The sequence below is a fragment of the Paenibacillus sp. LS1 genome (assembly GCF_026013365.1).
Taxonomy (GTDB): Bacteria; Bacillota; Bacilli; order Paenibacillales; family Paenibacillaceae; genus Paenibacillus.
In genome coordinates this window covers 1-24,929 of sequence record NZ_JAPDOE010000010.1, presented here as the reverse complement: position 1 = coordinate 24,929, position 24,929 = coordinate 1, and the positions used below count along the sequence as shown (strand labels likewise).

The following is a 24,929-nucleotide window of genomic DNA, read 5'->3' as shown; positions in this document are numbered from 1 at the left end:
GTCAACGTTTGCCGCGCTGATTCTCACCCCGAACGGAGATAACATCCACGAATGGACGAATCCGGTCCATTAGACGCTGGCCTTTATTCATTTCCTCGCCGTCCCGGTTGGTGAAGCTAAGGTGTTTTTCAAGCCCATCCAGATTGTAATTGGACGTATAGAACGTGGGTTTGCGATTCATCCGATAGTTCAGAATGGACCCCATCACATGATCTCGAACCCAAGGGTTCAGATTCTCGGCCCCGATATCATCAAAGATGAGCAGATCACAACTTTTCAGAATATCCGTCATTTCCTTCAGCTTCTGCCCTTCACTGATCATGGATTTCAAATCCTCCACAAAGTCAGGCATATAGATAATGACACCCGTGTGACCTGCAACCGCCAGTTCATGCAGCAGATAACACATCAGGAACGTCTTGCCTGTCCCGAATGTCCCTTCCAGGAACAGTCCTTGCGGAGATAATCCGTTCTCCTTGGTCTCGCTAATATACCGAAGCACCTGATTCACAGCCGGAGCACGCATCCGATCCTTGCCCATAATCTCCACATCGTTGTATCCGGCACTGAGCGCACGCTCGTCCACATAGAAACTGCGAATTCGTTGCTTAATGATATGTTCATTTTGCCGGGCGGTATGTTTGGAACAAGGTGCTTTTATATCTATGATTTCGGGTTTACCGTTAAAATGTTCTACTTCCAGTTTGCAAAAGTGGCCCTGAAAATCGTTAGGACAGTTGTCGAGTCCCGGACAATTCGCACAGTTCTTTGAGTCTTTGGCGTACTGAAACAGCTTGCTCAGATCGGTCATGAGCTGTGCATCTTGCAGTTCAGGATGACCTGCGCGGAATTCGCGTACGTACGGATTTTCCATCAACTCCGCCGCAATCCGCCGCGATTGCTCACGAAAGGCAGGGTTCAGCTGCTGAAGCAGTCCTCCCAAGGATTCCATGGCTTCAAGCCCCCTTAATGTTTCAATATAGAATGAACAATTGAAGTGTACCCATGGCCAACTTGATGGCATAGGAACTTTCGATTATTTGCAATTCTACTGTTCATTCTATAGAAAAACAACCAATAACTCAACTGATACATCTGGTAAATAGCGTAACCCTTCCACCACCGAGCGTAATGCCTAGTTTATAGTACACTTGCAGTGCTGTACCTTTTAGTGCGTGTTCAAAAAGTCTGTTTTTCAGTACCGAGAAGATGGAGGGAAGCTAGACAAAAGCGGACTTTTTGAACAACTTCTTTTTAGCGGCGCAAGCCGACAGTAACGATCTCGCATGAACCTGTCTGTATGTTCCATTCCTTGCTGGCAAATGATAATGTTGATGCCTCTTCTATGCTGTTGAGATGAAGTATTTCGCCCTCTTCCTCCAGGATGTTGCTCTTGTACGCCGTTTCGAATGACTGTGCATTCGCTTGCGAAGCAGCAAGCTTCAACGTAGCAGATTCGGTGGTCATATTGAACCAGCGGAGCATCACATCACCGGAATCTTCATTCACCTTGAGTGAAGAAAAAGCCAAGCCGTCTCCTTGCCATGCAAACGGTGTGTTGTTAGGTGTCAGATAACCCGTGTGTACTTCGGTTTGTGCCAGCGTCCAAGGAACCTGGAACTGATAGGCCTCGATATATGCACCTGATGCTGCACCATTGCCATCGTGGGGAATGATCTCGATTTTAAATGTATGTTCACCAAGGCATTGTGCTTCAGGTGTCGGGAACAAGCCCCAATCTCCAAGTTCGCCTACAGAACGAAGCAGCGTAACGGCGATGGTGTTGCGCCCATCCTGAAGGACTTCATATTCATTCAGACCCAGATTGGCAACGACCAATCCGGCGTCCTTTTCACTCACATCCACAAAATTCTGTTGATGCTGTGTATTGCTTGGATTTTGCCACTCCGGTGCAGGATTGTTATTACGTGTTGCAATTTCGAACATGGAATCCACATGATGAACAGCAGATACGAGATCCGTTGGGAAAAGGACGCGCACCCGATGATCCTTCGCCTGATTGTTGAAGGTTGTTTCTATTTGCACGCCTTTTCCACTACGACTAAGCGATACAACCGTGCGGATCTGAAGCGGAATCATTTTCGTTGAACGCTGGGCTTTGCGATGTGGATAATAAATCAGTTCTCGCTGTTCCTGATCCAGCATCTCATCCGCAGACTCCGGTATCTCCCATTGATGAATCACTTCGAACGAGGCAGAGTATGATGTATCCTCAAGGATTCGAATCTCAGCCTGAAGCGCTTGTGTTGTCAATGCTACTTCATTCTCTGGTTGCTTGAACATGTATTCATTACCGATATCACCCACATTTTCGTACACGCCAAGGTCCTTGTAAGTCCGACCTGTTCGTTTGTCTGTGAGTGTGAATGAACCGTTGTCTGCAATCGTGACGATCAAATGTTGATTTTCCATGCCACGCTCACCACGCAACAGCGTAGTCGTTTTCGACGGAGTACCACTCTTAGCATCATCCGCAAAGTTGACCAATGCATAGGTTTTCAGGCCAAATGCAGCTACATTCTCTGTTTCAAAACGAATACGAACGCGCCGACAGCTATACGGCTGACGGAAGCGATCATCTGGCAGATCATAGCCAAATTGCAGACCCAGATCCTCCACCGTACATGGAATGTGATTACCATCTTCATCTACCAGTATGCGATCTGACAGGTCAACGGCTTTCATCTGTGCCGCCATTTCCTCCAATGTATATCCATCCCGGAAATACAACCGAGCCGCGTCCAGTTCCATCTGAACTACACCGCTACGTTCCCACCCCGTTGTATTAAACACCACAACAGGCCGGGCATTTTCGCCGTAACGCTCAAAGATGGAGGTATCAACAGCTGTAGCAATCTGGCTGGTGCTCTCTTCAATTAAAGCCTCTGCTACATGACGGCTCTTATCAAACCGTGTTACCATCTCGCGGTGCACCTCATCCACACTGCATCCACAGATGCTGTCATGCGGGTGATTTTGCATCAGCGTTTTCCAGGCATACGTCAGTTGATCATGTGGATAGGCATGTCCAAGCAGATAGGCGTAGGAGGCCAGGGGTTCAGCCACTTTTTCCAGCATAGTCTGGCCCAGCTGGTTCATCTGTTTCAGATACACACGAGCCGAGGCGGTGTTCACCAGGGTTCCCCAGCCATCGGTACGCTGGCTGCGCAATTCGCCTTTGACCGTGGACAGCTCATGTTCAGACGATGCTCTCAAAGCTTCCAGATAATCCGGAAAATTCGAGTGAACGAACTCAATGTCAGGATATAATTGCTCAGCCATACGAATGGCCTCTGGCAGGTCTCGCTGAATTGGCTGGTGGTCACATCCGTTCATGTACAGCAACTCATTGGTCGATGCATATTTTTCCGCGTCTGCCAGCTTGGTTTCCCAGAACTTGCGAGCCGAAACCTCATCTACCGGAACTTCATTCCCGTTGGAATACCAGTTGGCGAACAATACGCCGAGCACTTTCGATCCGTCTGGCCCTTCCCACATCAGCTCCGAGAAGCTTGATTCATATCCGGCATCCGATACCGTATTGTTGAAGCCCGTAGGTTTCACGCCACGTCCAAAGAACACATTATCTATGCCCGATTGCTGCATCAGTTGCGGAGTCTGCCCAACCAATCCGAATGTATCGGGAAAGTAACCAATTTTCGAAGGTGTGCCGTAACGCTTTGCGTCTTTGTGCCCAACCTGCATGTTGCGTACATTGGCTTCTCCGCTCGTCAGAAACGCATCCTGCAAAATGTACCATGGACCAATCACGATCCGTCCATTGCGGATATGCTTCTCCAGTCGTTCCTTCTGCTCCGGGCGAACCTGAAGATAGTCATCGATAATAATCGTTTGTCCATCCAAATAAAAGCTTTTATAGTCCGATCCCTCATCAAGCTGATCCAACAGTGAATCGACGAGCTGAATAAGACGCATATGATGCTTCTCATACGGCAAATACCATTCCCGATCCCAGTGGGTATGCGAAATAATATGTGCTCTCTTTTTCTTGGTCATCGTGTTATCCCACCTCTTTCATCTTGTTGTACAACCTCAACCTCATCCGGGCGATACACGCCATTCAGCTTTCCGGAAGCATCTGTGGCAAAAAGAACCGAACGATTTTTCTCCAATTGGAACGAGTACGATACACCTGTACGTTGATCTCTTACGTGAACCTCATGGTTCAAGGCAAACTCCGATACGAATACATAGAGATTCCCTTTTGGAAAACTCAGCTTCCGGCCATAGATTCCTGCGACATCCCCGCCAGATATCCATTCCAACTCCTGTTCGATGCCAGCAATCTCAGTGGCATAACGATATAATTCAGCGAGTGGTTCATCCCGTCCGTTTAACTCGAGCGGCAGTGGGGTCCAGATTAATTTCCCTTTACCCAAAGGCAGAACGTGTACTTCATCTGGTGTACCATTATCGCCATGAAGCACCGTCTCCTTCGCCACCTCGGCGATACGACGCCGTCCATAGGTCACTCGGTGATTCACTCCATTAATATTCAGCAGTTCTTCCCGCTGCACGTTACCCAGACTGCGTCTGCCTACGATATGATCAGCCCGGTCACTTGTTTTCCAGTATGCGTCCAGACCCAGCGGTCCGGTAATGAGCAAGCTCGTACCTTCTTTCTCCGCGAACGTGAGCAATTGATACAGTGCATCGCTGTCCATATTGTGTGGACTCGGTACGATGATCAGCTTCGGTGGTTGCTGCTCCAGCGCTTCCAGATGATATTCGGATAACGCACGGAACGGCAGTTTCAGATCATAGGACATCACACGAGTCAGCTTCGTTGTGGCATCATAGGCGAGGGCACGGTTGGAAAAGTCATTGGAATACGGGAACACCACTGCAATATCCTCCAGCTGGCGGTCTTCAAAGAGATCACGAATACCATGCATGAATCGGCCAAAATCATAAGATACATCCGCCTCTGGCTTCTCCGTACCATCTGCACGAAGGGCTCCGATATGAGACTCATTGGCATTATCCATATAAAAGTTGGTGTTCCAGATCCATTGCACCGCTCCTGCACCGCCTGTCGAGAAAGCATAGGCGTACTTGCGTTCGAGAATGCCGCGAAGCTCTTCTTCCGTACGTTTGGCTCGTCCATCCGGGGTTTCCACATACATGATGCCCGTCTCCTGAATGAGATTGGGCTTATGAGGCGTTTTGGCGAAAATGCCATCCCAGATCAGATCATCATTCAACCACCAGGAATGCACGGTTGTGTAGTCCACTTCACGTTCATAGAAGAACGGCGAAGGACGCTGTGCACCAAGGGCTTCGTCCTGTCCCACGGTGACCAGATGATCCGGTACCAGATCCTTGATCGTACCTACAAGCTCTCTAGCCCAACCATTGTGCATCTCCATAGAGAAGAGACAGTAATCAAGCCAGCGCGTTCCTTTTTTGGCCTTGTGCATGTCCTGTACATCAAAATTAATCTCTTCCGGCTCCGGGATCACCGCGGCTGCAAAGTTGGGAAGCTGCTTCGGTGACATGTTCCATGCCTCCTGCAACGCTTCAATCGTCTGATGCCGCTGCTCAAGCCAAGCGATAAAAGCCTGCTGTTCATACGAATCCCTCGCCGAGCGTGGACCAGCTGAGAAGATACGTACTGGATCAAACATCGATGGCTCGTTAATCAGATCCCAGTCCACATGCGTTGTGTGCGTGTGACGACTGACGATGCTGCGAATGAAACGTTTCTGAGCCTCGACACTCTGAGGGTCCAAATACGGATTCGTGCCTTCCCATGTCTCCGGTGTAAAGGAGAAAAAGGTGAATGTAACCTGCAAGCCGTGGCGCTTCGCCGTTAAAATAAAGGCATCAATGGCACGTAGCACATCCTCTGCCATATGTCCGTCCACCTGCATCATGTTGCGATAGGCGGTCCAGATTCCCGTCCGAATCCAGTTAATTCCGGCTTTCGCCATCTGAGCCATGTCCCGATCCCAGACATCTGCGTTCGGTAAAAACAGAAATTTCCGTGCCACATCGGAGGTCATGTAGGTCATGCCCACAACAGGAAGAGGACGTCCGTCTTTTACAAAATAGTCCCTGCTGCGGGTAATCACTTCCCCTTCTGCCAGCAATGCTTCATCTTGGCCCCAGAAGCCTTGACGCACGGTCCGAACTTCCCCGTCAGGTGCCTGCGCGCGGCATACGATCCGATACAGTCCACTTTCAATGGAAACCGGGAGAAGGATTCGTTCGAAACGTTGCTCACCGGAAAGTTCCATCTCCAGTCGATGGCTCCATACCTTTTCCGTCTTACCACTTGTGCCATCCTCATGCTCGACCGTTATGTCGAATGTCCACAGCTCAGACGTTGTACATCTGCTGCCTGCACGCTGTAAAATCTGGCCTTGCAACATGAGTACAGCCCGTTCATCTGGCTCATATGAAGCATAGTTCGTTTTCAGGGATAACTCGGTTACACCTTGCGCACAGAATTGCGCCCACTTTACAATCTCGGCAGCGCCATCTTGCGTCCAGAATTTGGTGGTCAGCGGCAGATGCACAAACATCCAGCGTGAACCAACAAAAGTCCCGCGGGAGTTTTCCCACAGAACGACCGGAGCAGCGATGCTGCGTCCATCCTTGCTCATGCCACGAAGTAATGGATAAATCTGCGTACTCATCGGTCCTGATGAACCCATCTGGTGAGGCAGATCACTTGTTTTGGTTGTATGTGGAACCAGATTCCATGTATCTGAAATCTCGAAAATTCCCTCTTTACCAGAAAGAAGCGGGAACTGTTCAGATGACGTGTACGATTGCACATTGGCAGAAGATACGTTCAACGCCTCATGAATATAAAGTTCCTGGTGATACGCGGTCTGCTCAGACTCTACAACCCATGCCCCATTTTCATATCGAACCGGACGTTTGAAGGGTGCACCTCCAACACTGATCAGGCTCCCTCCCTGATGCAGATAAGCTGCAATCTCCGTCCAAGCGGATTTTGGAAAATAGGGTGCGTGCAGATTTACGAAGCATCCTTCACCTGCTGTGGTCTTCAACACCTCTGCGAGTTCTTCGGCGTTTACAACAGTGATCTCTTCGACTGCTTTCCATGCATTCACAGCCTGTGGAATTGGAAAAGCACCATCCACTGGAAACGCAGGATCAGCGAAGATAATCAGCTTTTGATCATTAGGCTGGATACTCATAACAGGCCATCCTTCATTGATCTGTAGACCAACTGGGAGAACAGGCTGTTGGACCATGCAAACCATTTTCGTGTAAAAATCGTCGGATCATCGGCGTGGAAGCCTTCATGCATATAACCTGTATCTGCATCTGTCGCTTCGAGCATGCGAATAATTTCCAGTTTCTCCTCGGCAGACTGTGCAGTCAGTCCCTGCATTGATAAGCCCATATGCCAGATGTAATCCGGTGGTGTGTGCGGGCTACCGATTCCTTTGGCAACCTTGCCCTCATAATAGAACGGGTTCTCTTTGCTCAAGGCGAAGCGGCGCGTATTCTGGTAGATCGGATCATCCGCTGTGACGTAACCCAGATATGGAATGGACATGAGTCCCGGTGTACCTGCATCGTCCATGAGACAGTGGTTGCCATAACCATCCGTCTCGTACGCATAGATCGGTCCAAATTCGGGATGACGATAAATACCATATAACTGAATGCCGTGATCTACGTCCTGCTCCAGATCCTTCAATTCCTGCAAAAGTTCCATATCCCGGAATACCCACTCGGCAAACTCCTGCATTTGGCGCAAAGCGACAACCGCAAACATATTGCCCGGAATGTTGTAGTGGAAATCACAAGCATCGTCACTGGAACGGAAGCCAGACCAGATCATACCCGTGTAGTTGACTGGCATGCCTTTGCCGTGATTGCGCAGGGAATCTGTTGGGATACCGTTATTGCGAGTGAAGCGATACGGAGATTGTTCCATGTGATGCTGTTCCACTTTGAACAGGTCCACGATTTTACGCATCGCTGCCTTGAAGCTGGAATCGAAAATATCGGTCAGCTCGGTTTCCTTCCAATATAAATAGGCTAGCCGTACAACGAAACATATTGAATCGATCTCAAATTTACGTTCCCACACCCAAGGTGACATCTCGGTCTCGTCCGTGGTGTTCCAGTGCCAATCATTGGCTGTCTCATTGAATGCATTGGCATACGGATCAATGTGAACATACTGGATATGACGTTTGATCAGCCCGCCAATAATGCATTGCAGGTCCACATCTTCCTTTGCAAACGGAATGTAGTGTATCACCTGCTCCACAGAATCACGCAGCCAAGAAGCTGGAATATCTCCCGTGATGACAAAAGTGGTACCGTCCTCCATCAACTTGGTTGTTGTTTCGATGGTGTTGGGGAAGCAGTTTTTGAATAATTGAAGCAGTTTTGGTCGGTGAGCCAGCTTTTGTTCCGCTTCTTCGAGCACGGCCTGAATGGATTGTGGCATGGCGACGGGCGGCATGGGTATTTTGGGTAATCTGAACTGTTCCATGGATGAGTGCAACTCCTTAAACAAATTGAATGGTGTAGCTATAAATGATCAGGCTGAGAACATTCACACTAGACCACTACGATGACAGAATAACCTTCCGATCGCTGTTATCCCCAGATTTTTTGATTCCCTTTTGTAAAGGGTAAATCCGGGGATAAAGGCGAACGCTGACGCTTCTTCTGGTTATTTCTGTCCTCTCCGTTAACGTGTGAATAAAGAGCTGGACATATATAGCTCAAAAATATTTCAAAAAAGTTTACCGCAGTAGCACGGTTTGTATTTCGTAAGGTTTAAAAGATAGTGTTATCTGGCCATGGGTATGGGCCAGTGGTTTGATCGGTTCTTCCAATGCGTTGGAGTGATACGCTTGTTCAAAGGCATGTGGCCATTGCAATGTGATGTTTTCGCGTTTGCCTGACGATTCATAGAAACGCAGTATGGTCCCTTGTCCGTCCTCTGCCAGTTTGAGCGTATCCAGAATGACATGGTTACTATCAAAATCAATCCATGCTCCGGTTGCCGGGCGTACAGGTACCGCATTTGCAGTTGCATCTGTAATTGGATCGACTCCAGTCCCTGTGCTTTGCTTTACTTCTTCCCTCTGCTGTACCTGCTCCATCTGCTGCTCTTGTTGTATCTGACCCTTTTGTTGTACTTGTTGCACTTGCTGTATCGTCACTTCATGATTCAACTCAGCTGCCTGACGTACGGTGTGTGCTGTTCTCCAGTCTCCGTCATGTGGGTATAGGGAATACGTGAATTCATGTTCTCCCAGATCGGCTGTGCGATCAGGCCATTTGGGTGCACGCAGCAGGGACAAACGAATCGTGCTTCCTTGCACATCGTAACCGTACTTGCAGTCATTGAGCAGGCTCACGCCGTATCCATACTCGGAGACATCCGCGAAGCGGTGTCCACAGACCTCATACTGTGCTTGTTCCCAGCTTGTGTTGCGATGCGTTGGACGTTCCAGTGCGCCAAATGGAATCTCGAATGTGGCCTTGGAGGTCACCACATCAATTGGGAAACCAACTTTCAGAAGCTTGTGATCTTCATTCCAGTTCACTTGTGTCTGAAAGTCAATTCGTCGTGAGTCATGATAAAAGACGATATCTTGTGTGATTTCCGATTGATGTAGCTTCCAGCGGAAGCGCAGGACATCCTTTGTTGTACCCGCCAGCACCAGCTTTTTCTCCAACAGCTCCACTTCGCCAGCAATCTGTTCTTCATAACGACTGTCGATATCCCATGCATCCCATAACGTCGGACGATCGTGGAAGAAGTGAAGTAGATTGCCTCGTTCACCCGGCTTCAGCATCTCACGCTCAGCAGTCTTATCCCACAGACGTGTGATCTCCCCTCGTTCGTTGAACTGCACATGATACAGGGCGGTATCCCATGTATCCTTAAAGGTTGGTTGTGCGGCAAGGTTCGTCATTTCCCGTACATTCGTTTCCCTTGTATTTTCCGGTACCAGCCAAATCGTCTTATATCCAAACGCCGGAATGTCCGTCACAAGAATAGACATGCTGCCATCCTCCCGATCCATTCGCAGGCGCTGGCCTTCTTCATCGATCCCGTAGCGATCAAAACCATCCTGCACAGGAAGTTGAACGACTGCACTCCGTTTCCAGCCCAAGCTGTTGAACACAACATAGGCCACGGAACCTTCTGGCCCCTGTGTGTTGATACCGGTTGTTAATGCTGCAACGCCTTGACTCAATCCAGTTCTACCTAATTCAAATACCTGTACATATTCCTCATTCGAAGTCACGTAGGATTCCGTAATTGCCGATCCCGGTATAATATCGTGGAATTGATTCAGCAAAATCAGCTTCCAGCCTTCATGCAGATTCGAACGTACTTCAGCTTCTGCATCCGCCTCCATATCTGGCAGAGCAAGTGTATTCCACAGCTCAGCTTCACGATACAGAACCTCCGCTTTCCGATTGTTTCGCTTGTTGCGTGCATGAGTCGTGTAGGTTCCCCGATGTAACTCCAGATACAGATCACCATGCCACTTCGGAAGTACAGGCTGTTCCTTTTCGATTCCGGCAAAGAAAGCTCCAGCTGTGCTATATCGACTTGCGGGCTGTCCAACCATCAGGTCTGCCCGATCCACATACTCCAACATCTCGCGTGTTACTCCTCCACCGCCATCTCCGTGTCCGTACAGAAGCATATGCTCCGGATGTGCTGCTTTCTCACGATAGGACTGCCAGTGATCATGAATGTCCTTCGGCAACGTATGCTCGTTAACACCATGATTGAGGTAAGACAGAATTGGTGTGCCATCAATGCCCACCCAGTGAAACAGATCATATGGAAACACATTCGTGTCATTCCAGCCGAGCTTTGTCGTCATGAAATACTCCACATTGCCATGCTTCAAAATCTGTGGCAGTGAGGCACAGTACCCGAACGTATCCGGCAGCCATTCAATCTGTGATGTCTTGCCGAACTCCTCCATATAGAAGCGCTGACCATACAACATCTGGCGAATCAGGGATTCCCCACTAGGGATGTTCAGATCCGGCTCAACCCACATACCGCCAACCAGCTCCCAGCGGCCTTCTACAATCCGCTGCTTCACCCGCGCATACAGCTCGGGATCATGCTCCTTCAGAAATGCATATAATAAGGGTTGGCTCTGGGAATAGACATAGTCGGGATATTCATTCATGAGTGCATCCACGGTGGAGAAGGTACGGCTTGTTTTGCGAACCGTCTCACGTACAGGCCACAGCCAGGCAATATCGATATGGGATTGTCCCACCATATGCTCCAGACCTTCCGCGTTGCCGCCAATCTCACGCACATGATGCATCAGATTATCCTCAATCTGGCGAATACCTTCTCCCTGCTTGATCTCTTCTGCTGACATGCCTACGAATTGATCCATCGCACGATACAGCAGTTCTAACAGGCGAACCCGCCTGAAGTCACTTTCGGGCAGCAGCACAGCCGAATCACGCACAATAATAACGGTGTACATCAGACTGCGAACCGCTTCATTGGGTCTCACCAGCAGGCTGGTAATCGATGTGATCGGCGGCTGAATAACCGCCTGTTGGTTCAACGGGTCCACGGGTTCAGGTACCGGATCGAACATTTCGATCTCCAGTTCTGGAGCGGTTCCGACTTTGGACGGATCAAGGGTGACGTAGGTGTGATTGCGGTCCAAACCCTGATAGGAGTGTCCATTCACCCGAAGTAAACCTTCTCCTCCAGTTTCAAATACAAGCCCATAAGGTGCTTGCTGCCATGTGGCAGGGATCTCCAAACGTGTTCTAAAAAAATAAGTCGTTCCCTGTTTGCTCGGAAAACGCTCAAAATCTTGCCCTTCCGGGTAATCACCCTGATCCTCATACTGTCCTGGCACATGATAATAAGCGCGGGCAATGTCCCAGCTGCGCAGCTGCAATTGCTCCAGCCACTGATGTTCGGACAACTCGCGAATAAATCGTCTGATACGTTCCAAAATCTTACGCCTCCCTTACAGTCAGTTCGGCCATTTGCGTATCGTTTACGCTGCTGCCGATATGAATATGGAATTGTCCCGGTTCAACAACAGGCTTCAAATCACGACCAATATACTGCAACTGCTCAGCTCCGATTTGGAATTCCACGGTCTGTGTCTCTCCAGGCTCCAGGTTCACTTTCGTAAACCCCTTCAGTTCCTTGGCGGGACGAGTAAGTGAACTGACCACGTCAGAGATGTACATCTGTACAACTTCTGCACCTGCATGAAGGCCGGTGTTGGTCACATTCACCGATGCAGTAACTGAATCACCGGCTGTCATAGACTCAGCACTCAGTTTCGGCTCGCTATACTCAAATGTGGTATAGCTAAGTCCGTATCCAAATACATAACGTGGCTCCAGATCCTCTTCCAGATATCTTTTGCCTCGAGAACGTTTGCCGTTATAGTAGATCGGTAACTGACCGACATGCTTCGGAATGGAGATCGTCAATTTGCCTGACGGATTCACATCACCGAATAAAATATCTGCAATGGCATGTCCGCCCTCTTGACCCGGATACCACGCCTCCAGAATCGCATCGGCATGTTCATCTACCCAAGGTTCAGTGATCGGACGACCATTGATGTAAACAACGACAAGCTTCTTGCCGAGCTTGTGAATCTCCTGAATGAGCTCCAGCTGTACTCCGGCAAGACCCAGTGTCATCCGGTCGATTCCTTCGCCGCACTCCATATCGTTCCATGAGTCATCCGACACATTGGAAGCACCCGTCTTCAGATCGATCGTTCCTTCTCCAAAGTCACGCGCACTGGAGCCGCCCACGACCATAATAACGGTATCCGCTTGGCTGGCAACTTCGATGGCACGCTCAAATCCTTCTTTCGAATCACCTTTGATCCGGCAGCCCGGTGCATATAGCACCTCGGAAACATCACGATCTATATCGTTTGCCACATTCTTCAAAGCATGATTATCCCTAGATCCAGCCGGATGGCCATCTTCTTCATCCATCCCATGACGATCAGCGACCTCATTCGTATGTCCGTGTACACTGCCAGCTAACTTACTGCGAATTCCATCCAGCACGGTCGCCACTTTGGATTTAGGTTGTGGCGACGTGTAATCGCCGAGTTGATTGTACGCTTGATCCGCATTGGGACCAATAACGGCAATTCGTCCAGCTGTTGCTGTGGATAGAGGTAGCGTGTCAGCCCCATTTTTGAGAAGCACAACCCCTTCAGCCGCCAACTGGCGTGCCAGTTGAATATGCTGCTCACTGCCAATGACTTCCGCTGCGCGATCTGCATCTACGTAAGGCTGTTCGAATAAGCCCAGTCTGAACTTCAACGCCAGCACGCGAGAGGCAGCCTGATCCAGAACCTGCATATCCAGCTTGCCTTCTGCCACCGCCTGCACCAAATATTGCCCAAACATCTCACCGGACATTTCCATATCGATGCCTGCCTCGATCGCCTGCACCGATGCATCCAGTCCATCTACCGCGACATCATGCCCACTTGCCAGCATGTTGATCGCACCGCAATCCGTAATGACCAGACCGTCAAAGCCCCAATCCTTACGCAAAATATCTTCCAACAATTCCGTATTTACCGTACAAGGTGTACCATCAATTTCGTTATACGCTGGCATGATGGACTGCGCACCTGCTTCTACAGCTTTACGGAATGGATACAGATCTACTTCCAGCAGTTCACGCCAGCCCATATGTACAGGACCTGCATTACGTCCACCTTCCGAGCTTCCGTAACCAACAAAATGTTTCAGCGTTGCCGCTACTGTATCCCCACGGTCAAGACTTTCACCCTGAAGTCCTTCCACGGAAGCAACCGCCAGTTCTCCTATGAGATACGGATCTTCCCCGAAGCATTCCTCCGTACGTCCCCAGCGCGGATCACGCACAACATCCAATACCGGAGAATAGGTGACTGCACCACCTTGGGCACGTGTCTCCCGTGCTACTGCCTGGCACATCTCCCGATACAGATCCACATTCCAGGTGCTCCCCAGTAAAAGGGGGACAGGGTAGACCGTTCCATCGATGGCCATATGACCATGCGAGCACTCTTCCCCGATCAGGATGGGAATGCCCAGTCTGGAATGCTCCACCGCATAGCGTTGAATGAGATTCACCACCTCAGCGCCTTCTCTGGCGGACAGTCCATTTTCCAGCGTAACGCCAGTCCAGGGATCTGCCCGGAGCGCACCATAGAGGGAGCCGATGCCCCCATTTTCCACTTGCTGCTTAAAGGATTCATTTAACGTGATTTTCCCTTGATCATTCGTATAGATCTGCCAGCCAAATGGCTGAGTGAGTTGCCCTACCTTTTCTTCCGTCGTCATCAGGCTCAGCAGGTGCTGCACCCGTTCCTCTACGGATCTGTTCTTGTCCTTATAAGTCATCAATCTGCATCTCTCCAATCCTATAGCGTGATCAGGCTATTCTTTGACCGCGCCCACCGTCAGACCCTGTACGAAATAACGCTGGAAGAACGGGTAAGCGAATATAATCGGCAACGTGGCAAGCACAACCATCGCCATTCGGGACGTATCCTGCGGAATGGACTGCATGGCTGCCAGACTCATCGAACTGTTCGCAGAGTTCTGCTGGATAAACTGGATGCTCGACTCAATTCGCATCAGCATGGATTGCAGGGGTACCAGATTGGGATTATCAATATATAACAGCGCATTGAACCAATCGTTCCAGTAACCGAGTGTACTAAACAACCCGATGGTTGCGAGCCCCGGCAACGAGAGTGGAACCACGATTTTCATAAAGGTATAGAACTCCCCGGCTCCATCAATTTTCGCTGATTCAATGACCGCATCCGGCACACTGGTGGAGTAGAACGTACGCAGAATCATAATATAGAAGGCATTCATCGCCAGCGGCAGAATCAGTGCCCATACGGTATCTTTCAGTCCAAGCAATTGGGATACGACCATATAGGTCGGAATCATCCCGCCGTTGAACAACATGGTCAAGATTGCAAATATGGAGAAGAATCTCCGATATCGGAAGCTCTTGCGTGAAATTGCGTAGGCATACAGCGACATGAGAATCAGACTGATAATGGTACCGAGTACCGTCACCAGAATGGTAACCCCATACGCCCGCAGCAGCGTGTCCCCACTCTGCCAGACAAACTGATATGCTGCGAGGCTCCATTCTGCCGGAATCAGTCGATACCCGTCACGAGCCAGCGCTTTCTCGTCCGTAAACGAGATGATGACGACAAATATAAAAGGAAATACACAGATCAGAGCGAATAGACCTGCGATAATGTTCATGATCACGTTCCAACCGCTGGATACGTGGTGGAAGTCGCGTTTTTTAACAAGCCCTGCTTGAGCCATAGTGGTTCACTCCTTTCCTTTGTCCTAGAATAGGCTGCTGTCTTTATCTACTTTGCGCACAACATAGTTGGAGATAATGACGAGTACAAAGCCCACGACGGATTGATACAATCCCGCTGCTGTACTCATGCCAATCTCCCCACTTGTTTTCAAACCACGATACACATACGTATCAATAACATTCGTAACGGAATAGAGCGTACCCGAGTCCCTTGGTACCTGATAGAACAGTCCAAAGTCGGCATAGAAAATGCGGCCTACGGCCAGCAAGGTCATAATTGTAATGATGGGCGACAGCAATGGAATCGTAATATTACGAATCTGCTGCCATTTGTTTGCCCCATCGATCATGGCTGCTTCATACAGCGATTTATCAATCCCCATGATGGAGGCCAGATAGACAATGCTGTTGTATCCGATTGTTTTCCATAATGCGACGAAAACCAGAATATAGGGCCAGTATTTCGCCTCGGAGTACCACTGAATTGGTTCCATTCCGAACCATCCAATGATCTGATTCAACATCCCCCGGTCCATGCTCAGGAAGCTGAATGCGAAGTAACCAACGATAACCCAGGATAGGAAATACGGCAGGAACATACCCGTTTGATATAGTTTGGCGAGTCGTTTATTGATCAGTTCCGAGAGCAGGATCGCCAATGCCACAGCGAATATCAATCCCAAGAAAATAATCGCGATGTTATAAAACAGGGTATTGCGCGTAATCAGCCAAGCGTCGCTTGTGCTGAACAGGAATTTGAAATTGTCCCAGCCTACCCACTCGCTCTTGATCAGACTTGCCCAGAACCCTTCACGGCTGAATCGATATTGCTTGAAGGCAGCCACGGTTCCCACGAGTGGCAAGTAAGAGAAGAAGAAGAACCAGATGGCGCCTGGCAGCACCATGAGCAACATGACTCGGTTTCTAATTATATTTTTCAAAAATGTAGTCATTGTGGATATCCTCCTTCAGGCTTGAATGAAAAAGGACCGGACGCGATAAGCAGCCGCCCGATCCTTACGTTGTACCGTTACTTGTTTTCCGCTCTCCAGGCATCCAGCTGGCTTTGGGCTTCAGCCATTACTTTCTCTAGTCCGGCTTGATTGAACTTCTCAATCACTTGATCCAGATTAGTCGCCGGGTCCAGTGTACCTGTCATCAGTGCTGCCCAATATTGCTCTTTCACGTTCTGTACCGCCGTTAGTTCAGCAGATACATTGCTTGCATCGAAGTTGAAGCTGAGGATCGGGGAATTAACACCTTCAGCATTAAACTTCTTGAACTCATCCCATTTGTTATCAGGGTCATTGCTGTTCAGGAAGAGCAGCATGTTGTTCCCCAGGGAATATGAAGGCATATCGTAGTTTTTCGACTCAGGCAGATTTTCCATATGCGTGTCATCCACTTTTTTGTAGTGTGTACCCTCGATACCGGAATCTACCATATTGCGCAGCACCGGATCTGTATTCAACAGGTTCAGGAATTCCATCGCTTTCTCCGGATATTCCGAGTTGGCCGAGATCGCCATGATGGAGCCTTGTACAGATGTATTGGTAATGATCGCATCACTTGCTGGAGTCGAAACGACTTCATAACCGTAACTTGCAGACCATTGATTGTCCGCGAGCGGCTGAGTCTGCGCACGATCCAGGAACCAGTTGCCTGATGTTGTCAGATCGTTTGTGGAACCTGTTGTTGCCGCTTCTGCCGATACATAACCAGCTTTGTAGTATTTGTGCATGGTGGTGAGTGCTTCTTTCATTTCAGGTGTTTCCAATATGTTCACGAGTTTATAGTCCGTTGTATCCAGCTTGATTGCCATCGGCAGGTTCTGGATGACATAGTCATAAGGCACGTAAGGAACATAGTTCTTATCCATGGCAAAAGGAGTTACACTCGACTCATTTTCCTTGATCGTTTTGAGCAAAGGCTCCAGGCTGTCTAATGTACGGATGCCAGAGATGTCCAGCTTGTATTTATCAACCAGCATTTGGTTAAAGCGCCATACCTCTTGTTGAGGCAGCTCTTTGTTGGCTGGAATTCCGTAATTGTGTCCATCTACCTTCGAACCGCTGAGGAATGCAGGATCGATGGTCTTAGTGAGATCTTGACCGTATTCGGTAAGTAAGTCATCCAGTTCAAGGAACGCACCTTTTCTTGCATTTTGTACATAATCGAATCCACCCGAAGAGGTGAACAGAATATCCATTGGCTCACCGGATGCTACGTTAACCTGCATCTTCTGTGGGTAGTCACCCCAGTCAACCATCTTCATCGTCACGGTGGCGTTAATTTTCTCTTTGGTATACTTGCTGACTTCTTCCATCACTTTATTGACGTCTTTCTGCGGGGTACCGATGGTGTACCAGATCAACTCGACCGCGTCATCTCCCGCTCCGCCGGATTCTGAAGCACTTTTGCTTCCTCCACAGGCACTAAGAACAAGTGTAACGGCCATTAACAATGCAAGAACGAGCGAGAAACGTTTTCTTTGTTTACTCATTTCTTTGATCCTCCCTTTTCGTGTTCCCTTAAGCTCTACAACTAACTGCTTTAACCTTATCGAATGAAAGCATTTACAAAAAGAAGATAAACTTAAGTTTTCGAGGTACAAATTAAAGACAAATCATCCTTGGGCATTAAATTTATCCCTGTTTTAATAAATCGCTTACATGAAAGAGACATGCCGGGTAACGTATGGCATGATCTTCATCACATGCCTTTCCTGTTCCCGATATGTCTCTTGGACTCCGTCCGCACAGTTGGATCTACCCGTCACCGCATTAACCAAACACCTTGAAATCAGTCGGTGAAATTCCTACATATTTGCGGAACTGTTTATAGAAATACCCTGTCTCCCAGTACCCTACATTTCGGGCGATCTCATGTACCTTCAGATTCGAATTGCGTAACTGCTCCTTCGCACGTTCAATCCGGTATTTGTTGATATATTCGGCAAACGTTTCCCCGGTCTCCTTATGGAACAATTGTCCCAAATACACCGGATGCAGATGATAGTGGGCTCCCAGCAGCTTCAAGGAGAGTTCTTCTGCGTAGTGCTTGTCGATATGCTGAAGCACTTGGTTCACAATTGGATTCTTCAGATCCTGCAATAGGGATTGGATCGTCTGCGACCCAACCTGCTGAAGTGCCCGCACGAGTTCATCAAAAGTGCCACTGTCCAGCACAAGTTGAAGCCCTTGTTGGTATATGGCAGACTCATCCGAATGTTTGATGCCCTCCAGTTCCATTTTGAAGCGAATCACAACTTCCAGTGCAGTGTTCTGCAGTTCCCCAGGCGTAAGTCCATCGCGATGCTGTTCAAAATCCATGCGAATCCGGTCGGCAAGCTGCTCTGTATTCCGGGACAAAATAAGTTTGGCGTACTCCCTCCAATCGATGAAGAAGGTCGCCGTTGAACTTCCGCACCTTTCGAGTATCGCATGGTCGATCACTTTAAGCTCGGGATAGATCATGACATACTGGAGTGCTTTTTTGGCCTCAGCATAGCTGGTCGGCGCATGGTACAGCCCCTTCATCAACCTGCCTGCCCCAATGCGTACCGCAGGATGCGTTATTGTTATTGCGTCAGATAATGCCTGAAGGCCACCCATCAACTTCTGTTCCTCGTCGCTAGTACCCTGAATATTGGCAATAATGACGATGTCTCCATCGATATCATGAAATACGTTCAGATGGCGTCTGTCTCTCAACATCTCTTCCACACGTTCAAACATGCCAGATGTCTGTTCTTTGTCCCGCAAGACAGCCACAGCAACGTCCGGTGCACCCAACGAAAGGTTCATAAACTGGGCACGTTCTTCAAATTCAGTAGCTGCAATCTGTCCCGTAAGCCATCGATGAAGAATGTTATCTTTCAGAATCTGGATGCCATACGCATCATCAGCTTGAGGTGACACCGTATGATCGAGCTTGGACGCTGTGTTGCTCAGCGTGGATTCCAGTTCCTCCACATTAATCGGTTTGAGCAGATAGTTTTCGATCCCCAGCTGCATGCCTTCCTTCAGATATTCGAACTCATTGAAACCGCTCAGGATAATGACCTTAATCTGAGGTTGCACTCGCCTTGCTTCCCGAATCAGGTCGAGACCATTCATGAGTGGCATCGATATATCCGTAATCAGAATGTCCACGGGCTGAGAGGAGAGCGCCTGTAACGCGGCCTGCCCATTACCTGCATGACTCACAATTTCCATACCAAATGAAGACCAATCCACAATATCGTATAACCCTTCAATGATGAACGGCTCATCGTCCACAATAAACACCTTGTACATGTTAAACACCTGTCCCTTCAGTATGTGGATAACGCACCCTGATCCGTGTTCCTTCCCCGAGGGTGCTCTCAATGGTAATGCCGAACTCTGGCCCGTACAGGAAACGCAATCGACTATGAACACTGCGCAGCCCGAACATCTGACCGGACTCTTCAGGACGTTCCAGTTCTTCAAGGATTTCCGTCAGGCGTGCTGGATCAATACCTTTGCCATTATCTTTGACTTCCACCTGCACCACATCATCCGTCTCTTCCACAACAATCGATAATCGGTTATCCGAACGTTCTGTCTGGATGCCGTGCACGACATAATTCTCAATGATAGGTTGCAGCGAAAGTTTGACCACAGGGTGTTGATAATACGAAGGGTCAATCTGGATCGTATATATGAAAATATCCTTGTAGCGGATTCGGAATAACTCCAGATATAAGCGGCAAGCTTCCATCTCATCCTTCAGCGTATAGTTTTTCTTTTGCTGTACCAGGCTCTTGAACAATACGGATAGGCTATAGATCATCTCCCCGACATCCCTCGCCCCCTGAGATATGGCCCTCATCCGAATCACTTCAAGCGTATTGTAGAGAAAGTGAGGGTTGATACGTGCCTGTAATGCGACCAGCTCGGTCTCCTTCTGTTTGATCTCGGCTTTGTAGACCCGTTCAATGTACAGATTGAGCTCGTCCAGCATGTCATTGAAGCTATGTGAGATCTGCCCCAGTTCATCATCACGCGGATCGTCGATGCGAGCCGTGAAGTTGCCGTATTTCACTTTTTGGGTGAAGCGAATAATTCTGCGGGTTCGTTTGGCAAAGTTAATAATGAAAAACGCCGGAACCAGCACCGCAAACAAAATACATACGATACTGATGGAGATGATGGTATTGCGAATGCCCGCATAGGTCTCAGCCATCTCTTCTACCGGAACGGTGCCAATGACCACATAACCCTGATCGGCAGAAACGAACTTGTTCACATACATGTTCTTCTCCTTTTTCATCGCATCCATATCCGTCTGATCAAACAGGGAATCGGCCACATTCACGTAAGGGTACTTTTTCCCGTAATACTGATTGTTGGAGTCAAACAACACTGTGCCTTTGGCTGATAACACCACGATTTCTCCCTTAAGATTGCTCTCATAGTTATCCAGCGCGTTACCGATTCCTTCCGAGTCAAAGAAGACAAGAAACTGGCCCAGATTACGAAGAGTCTGTGTATTGTTAATCGGTACGCGGATGGAATAGAGTGCAGGGTCCCATTGATTGATCTCTTTGCGAATCCAGGAATTGGGGGCACTGATATTGGGCGTTTCCATCGCCATCACGTCCGGAATATAGGAATGGGCTATATTCGTGTCCAGCTTGCGGAACTGCTTATGTTGATTAAATGTGGATAGATCCTGCTGCTCAGCACTATACAACATGAGTTGGTTAATATCCGAATTGCGATCCATGATATTCTGAAAATGTTTCAACACATCGGCCGAATAGTCGTCCTGATTGGCGTAATATCCATTGGTCATGTGCTGAACATATTCAGCGTACGAATGATTCATCAGATACGTAATGTTGGCAGACAGTGCCTCATTCTGATGCATGTCCCTCACCATGTTTTGTACCGATTCATACTGCTGATGAATGGTTCGATCCACATGTTCCATTGCCGCTTTCTGGATCGCCAGTTCCCGGCGAATCGTGGAGTCGGACACCGACAGGAAAATGATATAAGACAATGTAATGATCGTGACAATCGATATCATCGAGAAGATCAGCAGCATTTTCATAAACATATTATTTTTGAAGAAATTATTGTAAACGCTAACAATTTTCAAGTCGCATGTTCCCTCCGATGCTGTTTTCCTGACTATATAAGTTGAACTAAAGATTACTTACACTGACACTACGATGACAGAATAACCTTCCAATCGCTGTTATCCCCAGATTTTTTCGATTCTCTTTTCTTAAGGGAAAATCCGGTGATAAAGGCGAACGCTTCGCTTTTTCAGGTTTCTTCTGTCCTCTCCGTTATCGTGTAAATGATTAGTTCAACTTATATTGAATTATATCACCAGGCTTCTGACATTAACTTGTCACCTGGAACTTTTCTTTAGTTTGTACTAGCGATTCTTTAATTTCACCCTATTTAAAAACGCTTTCATCCACTATCGTTAACCATAAGTTTAGCTTTGTGTAAAAGAATACCTTACATTCATTCCACTTGAAGGAGGAACAGCATGACACGCAAACTCAAACCGAAAGGCATCATTCCCAAAGTAACTGCCATGGTCCTGACTACGGCTCTGCTTGGACAAGTTGTTGCATCATCCGTTTATGCCGGAGACACGCTCCCTTACACCGGTGAAAGTGCCAAAGGGGTGAATCAGCCCTATCAACACGGGTACACCTCAGCCCAGATTCTGAACTGGACACCGGAAAGTGATATCCATGGTGATCTGCTTCGTGCCCATGTTCCCTTGCAGCCCCGTAATGAAGCGTTCGCTGCCACACAAGCTTATCCTGAGCTTAGCCCGGAAACCCAACTGTTCACGATGAGTGGTGATTACGGCAATGCATTCTTCGATAGCACACCATATACCAATGAATTCAGCCAGTATCTCTTTAACTATTGGCAATATACAGACTACTACAGCTATTGGCACGGCATGGCCTCTGCCGGAGTACCGGAGGAATTATACGATCCCAGTAAGGAATGGACGGAGAAATACTTCGAGTTTGGCATTTTGAATATTCCGAATCCGGCCTATACCAATGCAGCCCACAAAAACGGTGTTAAGTCGATTGCCAACATCTTTTTCTCGGACAATGACCGCGGGCCACAAACCTATAAACAAATGCTGATCCAGGATGAAAACGGTAATTTCCCTGTGGCCGAGAAACTGGCCGAGATGGCAGAATACTACAACTACGATGGATATTTCTTCAACCAGGAAGAGGTTGCCCGGGGTGTAGCCCCTGAAGATATCGCTTCCTACAAGAAATTCATGAAATATCTAAGAGATGAAGGCCTGTACGTCCAGTGGTATGATTCCACCATCAATACAACGGGCAAGATCCAATATCAGAACCAATTTAATGGGCTTAACAGTCCCTTTGTACAAGATTCCGTTCTCGGCAGAGTCTCGGATTCCATCTTCCTGAACTATGTATGGAACCACAAGATGCTCCGCGACTCCCGTGATCATGCCCTTAGTTTGGGACTTGATCCACTGGAAACCGTATTTGCTGGTGTTGAAGGTGGTCATGACAAATTCGGCCGCTGGAAGCAGTCCTACGACCTGCGCCATAACCTGGATGAAAATGGTCAGCCCATGAATAGTATCGCAACATTGGGTGCTGACTTCACTCACAACGCCCTGGATGAAGAGATGGGCGATGGCAGCACGAATCATCGAGCTGAGGATGAGTACCAATGGATGACCTTTGTGCGCGATCGTGCATGGTGGTCAGGGCCAAATCAAGACCCAACAGATGCACGTCGTAATGCGACTGCCGATCTGTCGGATGTATATGCTTCCGGTGCAAACTGGGATGGAATCGCTGCGTATCTGACCGAGCGATCCGTCATCAACGGCTCCAATTTTGCAACAAGTTTCAACACGGGCCACGGTCTGAAATATTATGAAGATGGCGCAGTCTCAAACGACAAGGAATGGTCCAATATCAACATTCAGGATATCCCTGTCACCTGGCAATGGTGGATGGATAGTGAAGGCGACAAGCTGAGTGTTGATTTTGATTATGGTCCAACCTACGAGAAAGGCGCAAGGTACACCTATGACTCCATTGGCGCGTTTAATGGCGGCAGCTCACTCGTGGTGAACGGTACACTGAACGCGGAGAACTTCCTGCGCCTGTACAAGACCGACCTGTCCGTCAACGGACAATCGAAACTGGAACTGACGTATAACAAACCGTCGACTAGTGACGCTTCCTCCCTGCATGTTGGGTTGATCTTCGAAGATGATCCATCCAACGTGGTCAATGTGGAAGTGCCTCAGTCAGGCCAACATACTACAGGTTGGAAGACAACTTCGCTGGATTTGAGCACCTATCAAGGCAAAACCATTGCCGCTATGGGATTATCTTTTGACCCGAATGGCGAGTCTATAGAGAATTATCAGATGAACATTGGTGAGATCCGTATATTTGATGGTTCAGCGGCTGCACCGGATGCACCTACCGGATTCCATATTGCCAAAGCACTGACCAACACCGATGAATTGGTTGTTGCATGGGACATGAAAGACTATTCAGAGGTCAAACAATACAATTTATATGAAAATGGCGCCTATGTAGGCGGCGTGTATGATTCCACTTTTTATATCAAATCGCTAAAACAGCCGTCTGGTGAACTGTCCATTCGTGCGGTTGGTGCAGATGGTACCGAGAGTGAAGCAACCGTCCTGCCTTACGATCTGAATGCAGCCGTTCAGAATATCGATGTGAAATTCAAAAAGAATGGTGATGCTATTGTAAGCTGGAAAAACCCGAAAAAAGCAAAAGATTCGGACAAAGACAAAGATAAGAATACGGACAAGGATAAAAATAAAGACAAAGGAAAAGGCAACGAGTCTATTCAACTCACACTAGAAACCGAATACACGAAAGAACCCTTCACCACGTCGCTTCAGGTCAAAAAAGGAAAACAATCTGCCGTCCTGACCGGACTTCCGACCAACGGTGAGCATTACGTGCTGAACATCGCCATTGGCGGGCGGAACCCGGTAACCCATACCGGACAGCTCGCAGATCTTCAGATTACACCATACGCCAAGGAAAAGGTCACGGTAAAAGATGGGAAATATACATTAGCCCTCCCGGATCTGGAGGACTGGTACAAGATCTATGTTTATGAAAATGGGGTGGCACGCGAGTTCGGAGTCACTTACGTTTCGCAGAAATTCCCCTATATCATTCGGGGAAGAACGAAGCTGAGTGAACTGACCTTCACACCAGCGTCCAGCAACAGCTCATTGAAGCTGGTTATTGAAGATTATGCGGGCAATCAAGCCACTACGATTCTGAGGTAAAAGAGATCCGCAAGGTTAACCGAATTAGAGGCTTAGAGGTCTTTTAAATTTCCAGGTTCCTACATTGCGAGAAATGAATCTTTCTAGGGCTGCCGTGAGAGGGATTCCCCTCTCCCTTCAAGCGCTAACGAACCTACCGCACCCTAAACGGCGGATTCTCAAGGAATACAAATTTTAACGAACTCCA

Annotated in this window: 12 protein-coding genes; 1 reads left to right on the top strand and 11 read right to left on the bottom strand. The window is 48.4% G+C overall.

All coding sequences use genetic code 11. The features are described from left to right. Position 1: 1 nt before the first annotated feature. The 11 genes from dnaI to OM416_RS24815 form a co-directional block, all read right to left on the bottom strand. Positions 2-952: a primosomal protein DnaI gene (gene dnaI, locus OM416_RS24865; RefSeq protein ID WP_264934078.1), complete on the bottom strand. Its 951-nt coding sequence runs from the start codon at positions 950-952 to the stop codon at positions 2-4. Between the two features lie 302 nt (positions 953-1,254). Beyond that, positions 1,255-4,038 carry an alpha-mannosidase gene (locus OM416_RS24860; RefSeq protein ID WP_264934076.1) on the bottom strand — a complete coding sequence of 928 codons (2,784 nt, stop codon included), beginning with the start codon at positions 4,036-4,038 and terminating at the stop codon, positions 1,255-1,257. Continuing rightward, positions 4,035-7,214, bottom strand: coding sequence for a beta-galactosidase (locus OM416_RS24855; RefSeq protein ID WP_264934074.1), 3,180 nt, complete (start codon positions 7,212-7,214; stop codon positions 4,035-4,037). The genes OM416_RS24860 and OM416_RS24855 overlap by 4 nt, the downstream gene beginning before the upstream one ends. Continuing rightward, a complete protein-coding gene (locus OM416_RS24850) occupies positions 7,211-8,530 on the bottom strand; it encodes a glycoside hydrolase family 125 protein (RefSeq protein ID WP_264934072.1) in 1,320 nt (439 codons plus the stop codon). The genes OM416_RS24855 and OM416_RS24850 overlap by 4 nt, the downstream gene beginning before the upstream one ends. 256 nt (positions 8,531-8,786) lie before the next feature. After that, positions 8,787-12,011, bottom strand: a complete 3,225-nt coding sequence (locus OM416_RS24845; protein WP_264934071.1) for an alpha-mannosidase — start codon at positions 12,009-12,011, stop codon at positions 8,787-8,789. 4 nt (positions 12,012-12,015) lie between these two features. Further along, positions 12,016-14,436, bottom strand: coding sequence for a glycoside hydrolase family 3 N-terminal domain-containing protein (locus OM416_RS24840; RefSeq protein WP_264934271.1), 2,421 nt, complete (start codon positions 14,434-14,436; stop codon positions 12,016-12,018). A gap of 36 nt (positions 14,437-14,472) precedes the next feature. Continuing rightward, positions 14,473-15,393, bottom strand: coding sequence for a carbohydrate ABC transporter permease (locus OM416_RS24835; protein ID WP_264934068.1), 921 nt, complete (start codon positions 15,391-15,393; stop codon positions 14,473-14,475). A gap of 24 nt (positions 15,394-15,417) precedes the next feature. Then, positions 15,418-16,347 (bottom strand): ABC transporter permease, encoded by a 930-nt coding sequence (locus OM416_RS24830; RefSeq protein WP_264934065.1) that lies wholly within the window; start codon positions 16,345-16,347, stop codon positions 15,418-15,420. Positions 16,348-16,424: 77 nt separating this feature from the next. Continuing rightward, the gene (locus tag OM416_RS24825) at positions 16,425-17,897 is read right to left on the bottom strand and encodes an ABC transporter substrate-binding protein (protein ID WP_264934062.1); all 1,473 of its coding nucleotides are present in this window, start codon (positions 17,895-17,897) and stop codon (positions 16,425-16,427) included. A 280-nt stretch (positions 17,898-18,177) separates the two neighbouring features. Further along, positions 18,178-19,692, bottom strand: a complete 1,515-nt coding sequence (locus OM416_RS24820) for a response regulator transcription factor (RefSeq protein ID WP_264934060.1) — start codon at positions 19,690-19,692, stop codon at positions 18,178-18,180. Position 19,693: 1 nt separating this feature from the next. Further along, positions 19,694-21,481, bottom strand: a complete 1,788-nt coding sequence (locus tag OM416_RS24815) for a sensor histidine kinase (protein ID WP_264934270.1) — start codon at positions 21,479-21,481, stop codon at positions 19,694-19,696. 444 nt (positions 21,482-21,925) lie between these two features. Here OM416_RS24815 and OM416_RS24810 point away from each other — a divergent pair, with 444 nt between their 5' ends. Further along, complete coding sequence (locus OM416_RS24810; protein WP_264934058.1) at positions 21,926-24,742, top strand: endo-beta-N-acetylglucosaminidase; 2,817 nt, start codon at positions 21,926-21,928, stop codon at positions 24,740-24,742. Positions 24,743-24,929: the final 187 nt, after the last annotated feature.

What these genes read in the sequence shown, in the direction of transcription:
- dnaI (WP_264934078.1), bottom strand. Translation starts at nt 952, where the DNA reads ATGGAATCCTTGGGAGGACTGCTTCAGCAGCTGAACCCTGCCTTTCGT.
- OM416_RS24860 (WP_264934076.1), bottom strand. Translation starts at nt 4,038, where the DNA reads ATGACCAAGAAAAAGAGAGCACATATTATTTCGCATACCCACTGGGAT.
- OM416_RS24855 (WP_264934074.1), bottom strand. Translation starts at nt 7,214, where the DNA reads ATGAGTATCCAGCCTAATGATCAAAAGCTGATTATCTTCGCTGATCCT.
- OM416_RS24850 (WP_264934072.1), bottom strand. Translation starts at nt 8,530, where the DNA reads ATGGAACAGTTCAGATTACCCAAAATACCCATGCCGCCCGTCGCCATG.
- OM416_RS24840 (WP_264934271.1), bottom strand. Translation starts at nt 14,436, where the DNA reads ATGACTTATAAGGACAAGAACAGATCCGTAGAGGAACGGGTGCAGCAC.
- OM416_RS24835 (WP_264934068.1), bottom strand. Translation starts at nt 15,393, where the DNA reads ATGGCTCAAGCAGGGCTTGTTAAAAAACGCGACTTCCACCACGTATCC.
- OM416_RS24830 (WP_264934065.1), bottom strand. Translation starts at nt 16,347, where the DNA reads ATGACTACATTTTTGAAAAATATAATTAGAAACCGAGTCATGTTGCTC.
- OM416_RS24825 (WP_264934062.1), bottom strand. Translation starts at nt 17,897, where the DNA reads ATGAGTAAACAAAGAAAACGTTTCTCGCTCGTTCTTGCATTGTTAATG.
- OM416_RS24820 (WP_264934060.1), bottom strand. Translation starts at nt 19,692, where the DNA reads ATGTACAAGGTGTTTATTGTGGACGATGAGCCGTTCATCATTGAAGGG.
- OM416_RS24815 (WP_264934270.1), bottom strand. Translation starts at nt 21,481, where the DNA reads ATGTTTATGAAAATGCTGCTGATCTTCTCGATGATATCGATTGTCACG.
- OM416_RS24810 (WP_264934058.1), top strand. Translation starts at nt 21,926, where the DNA reads ATGACACGCAAACTCAAACCGAAAGGCATCATTCCCAAAGTAACTGCC.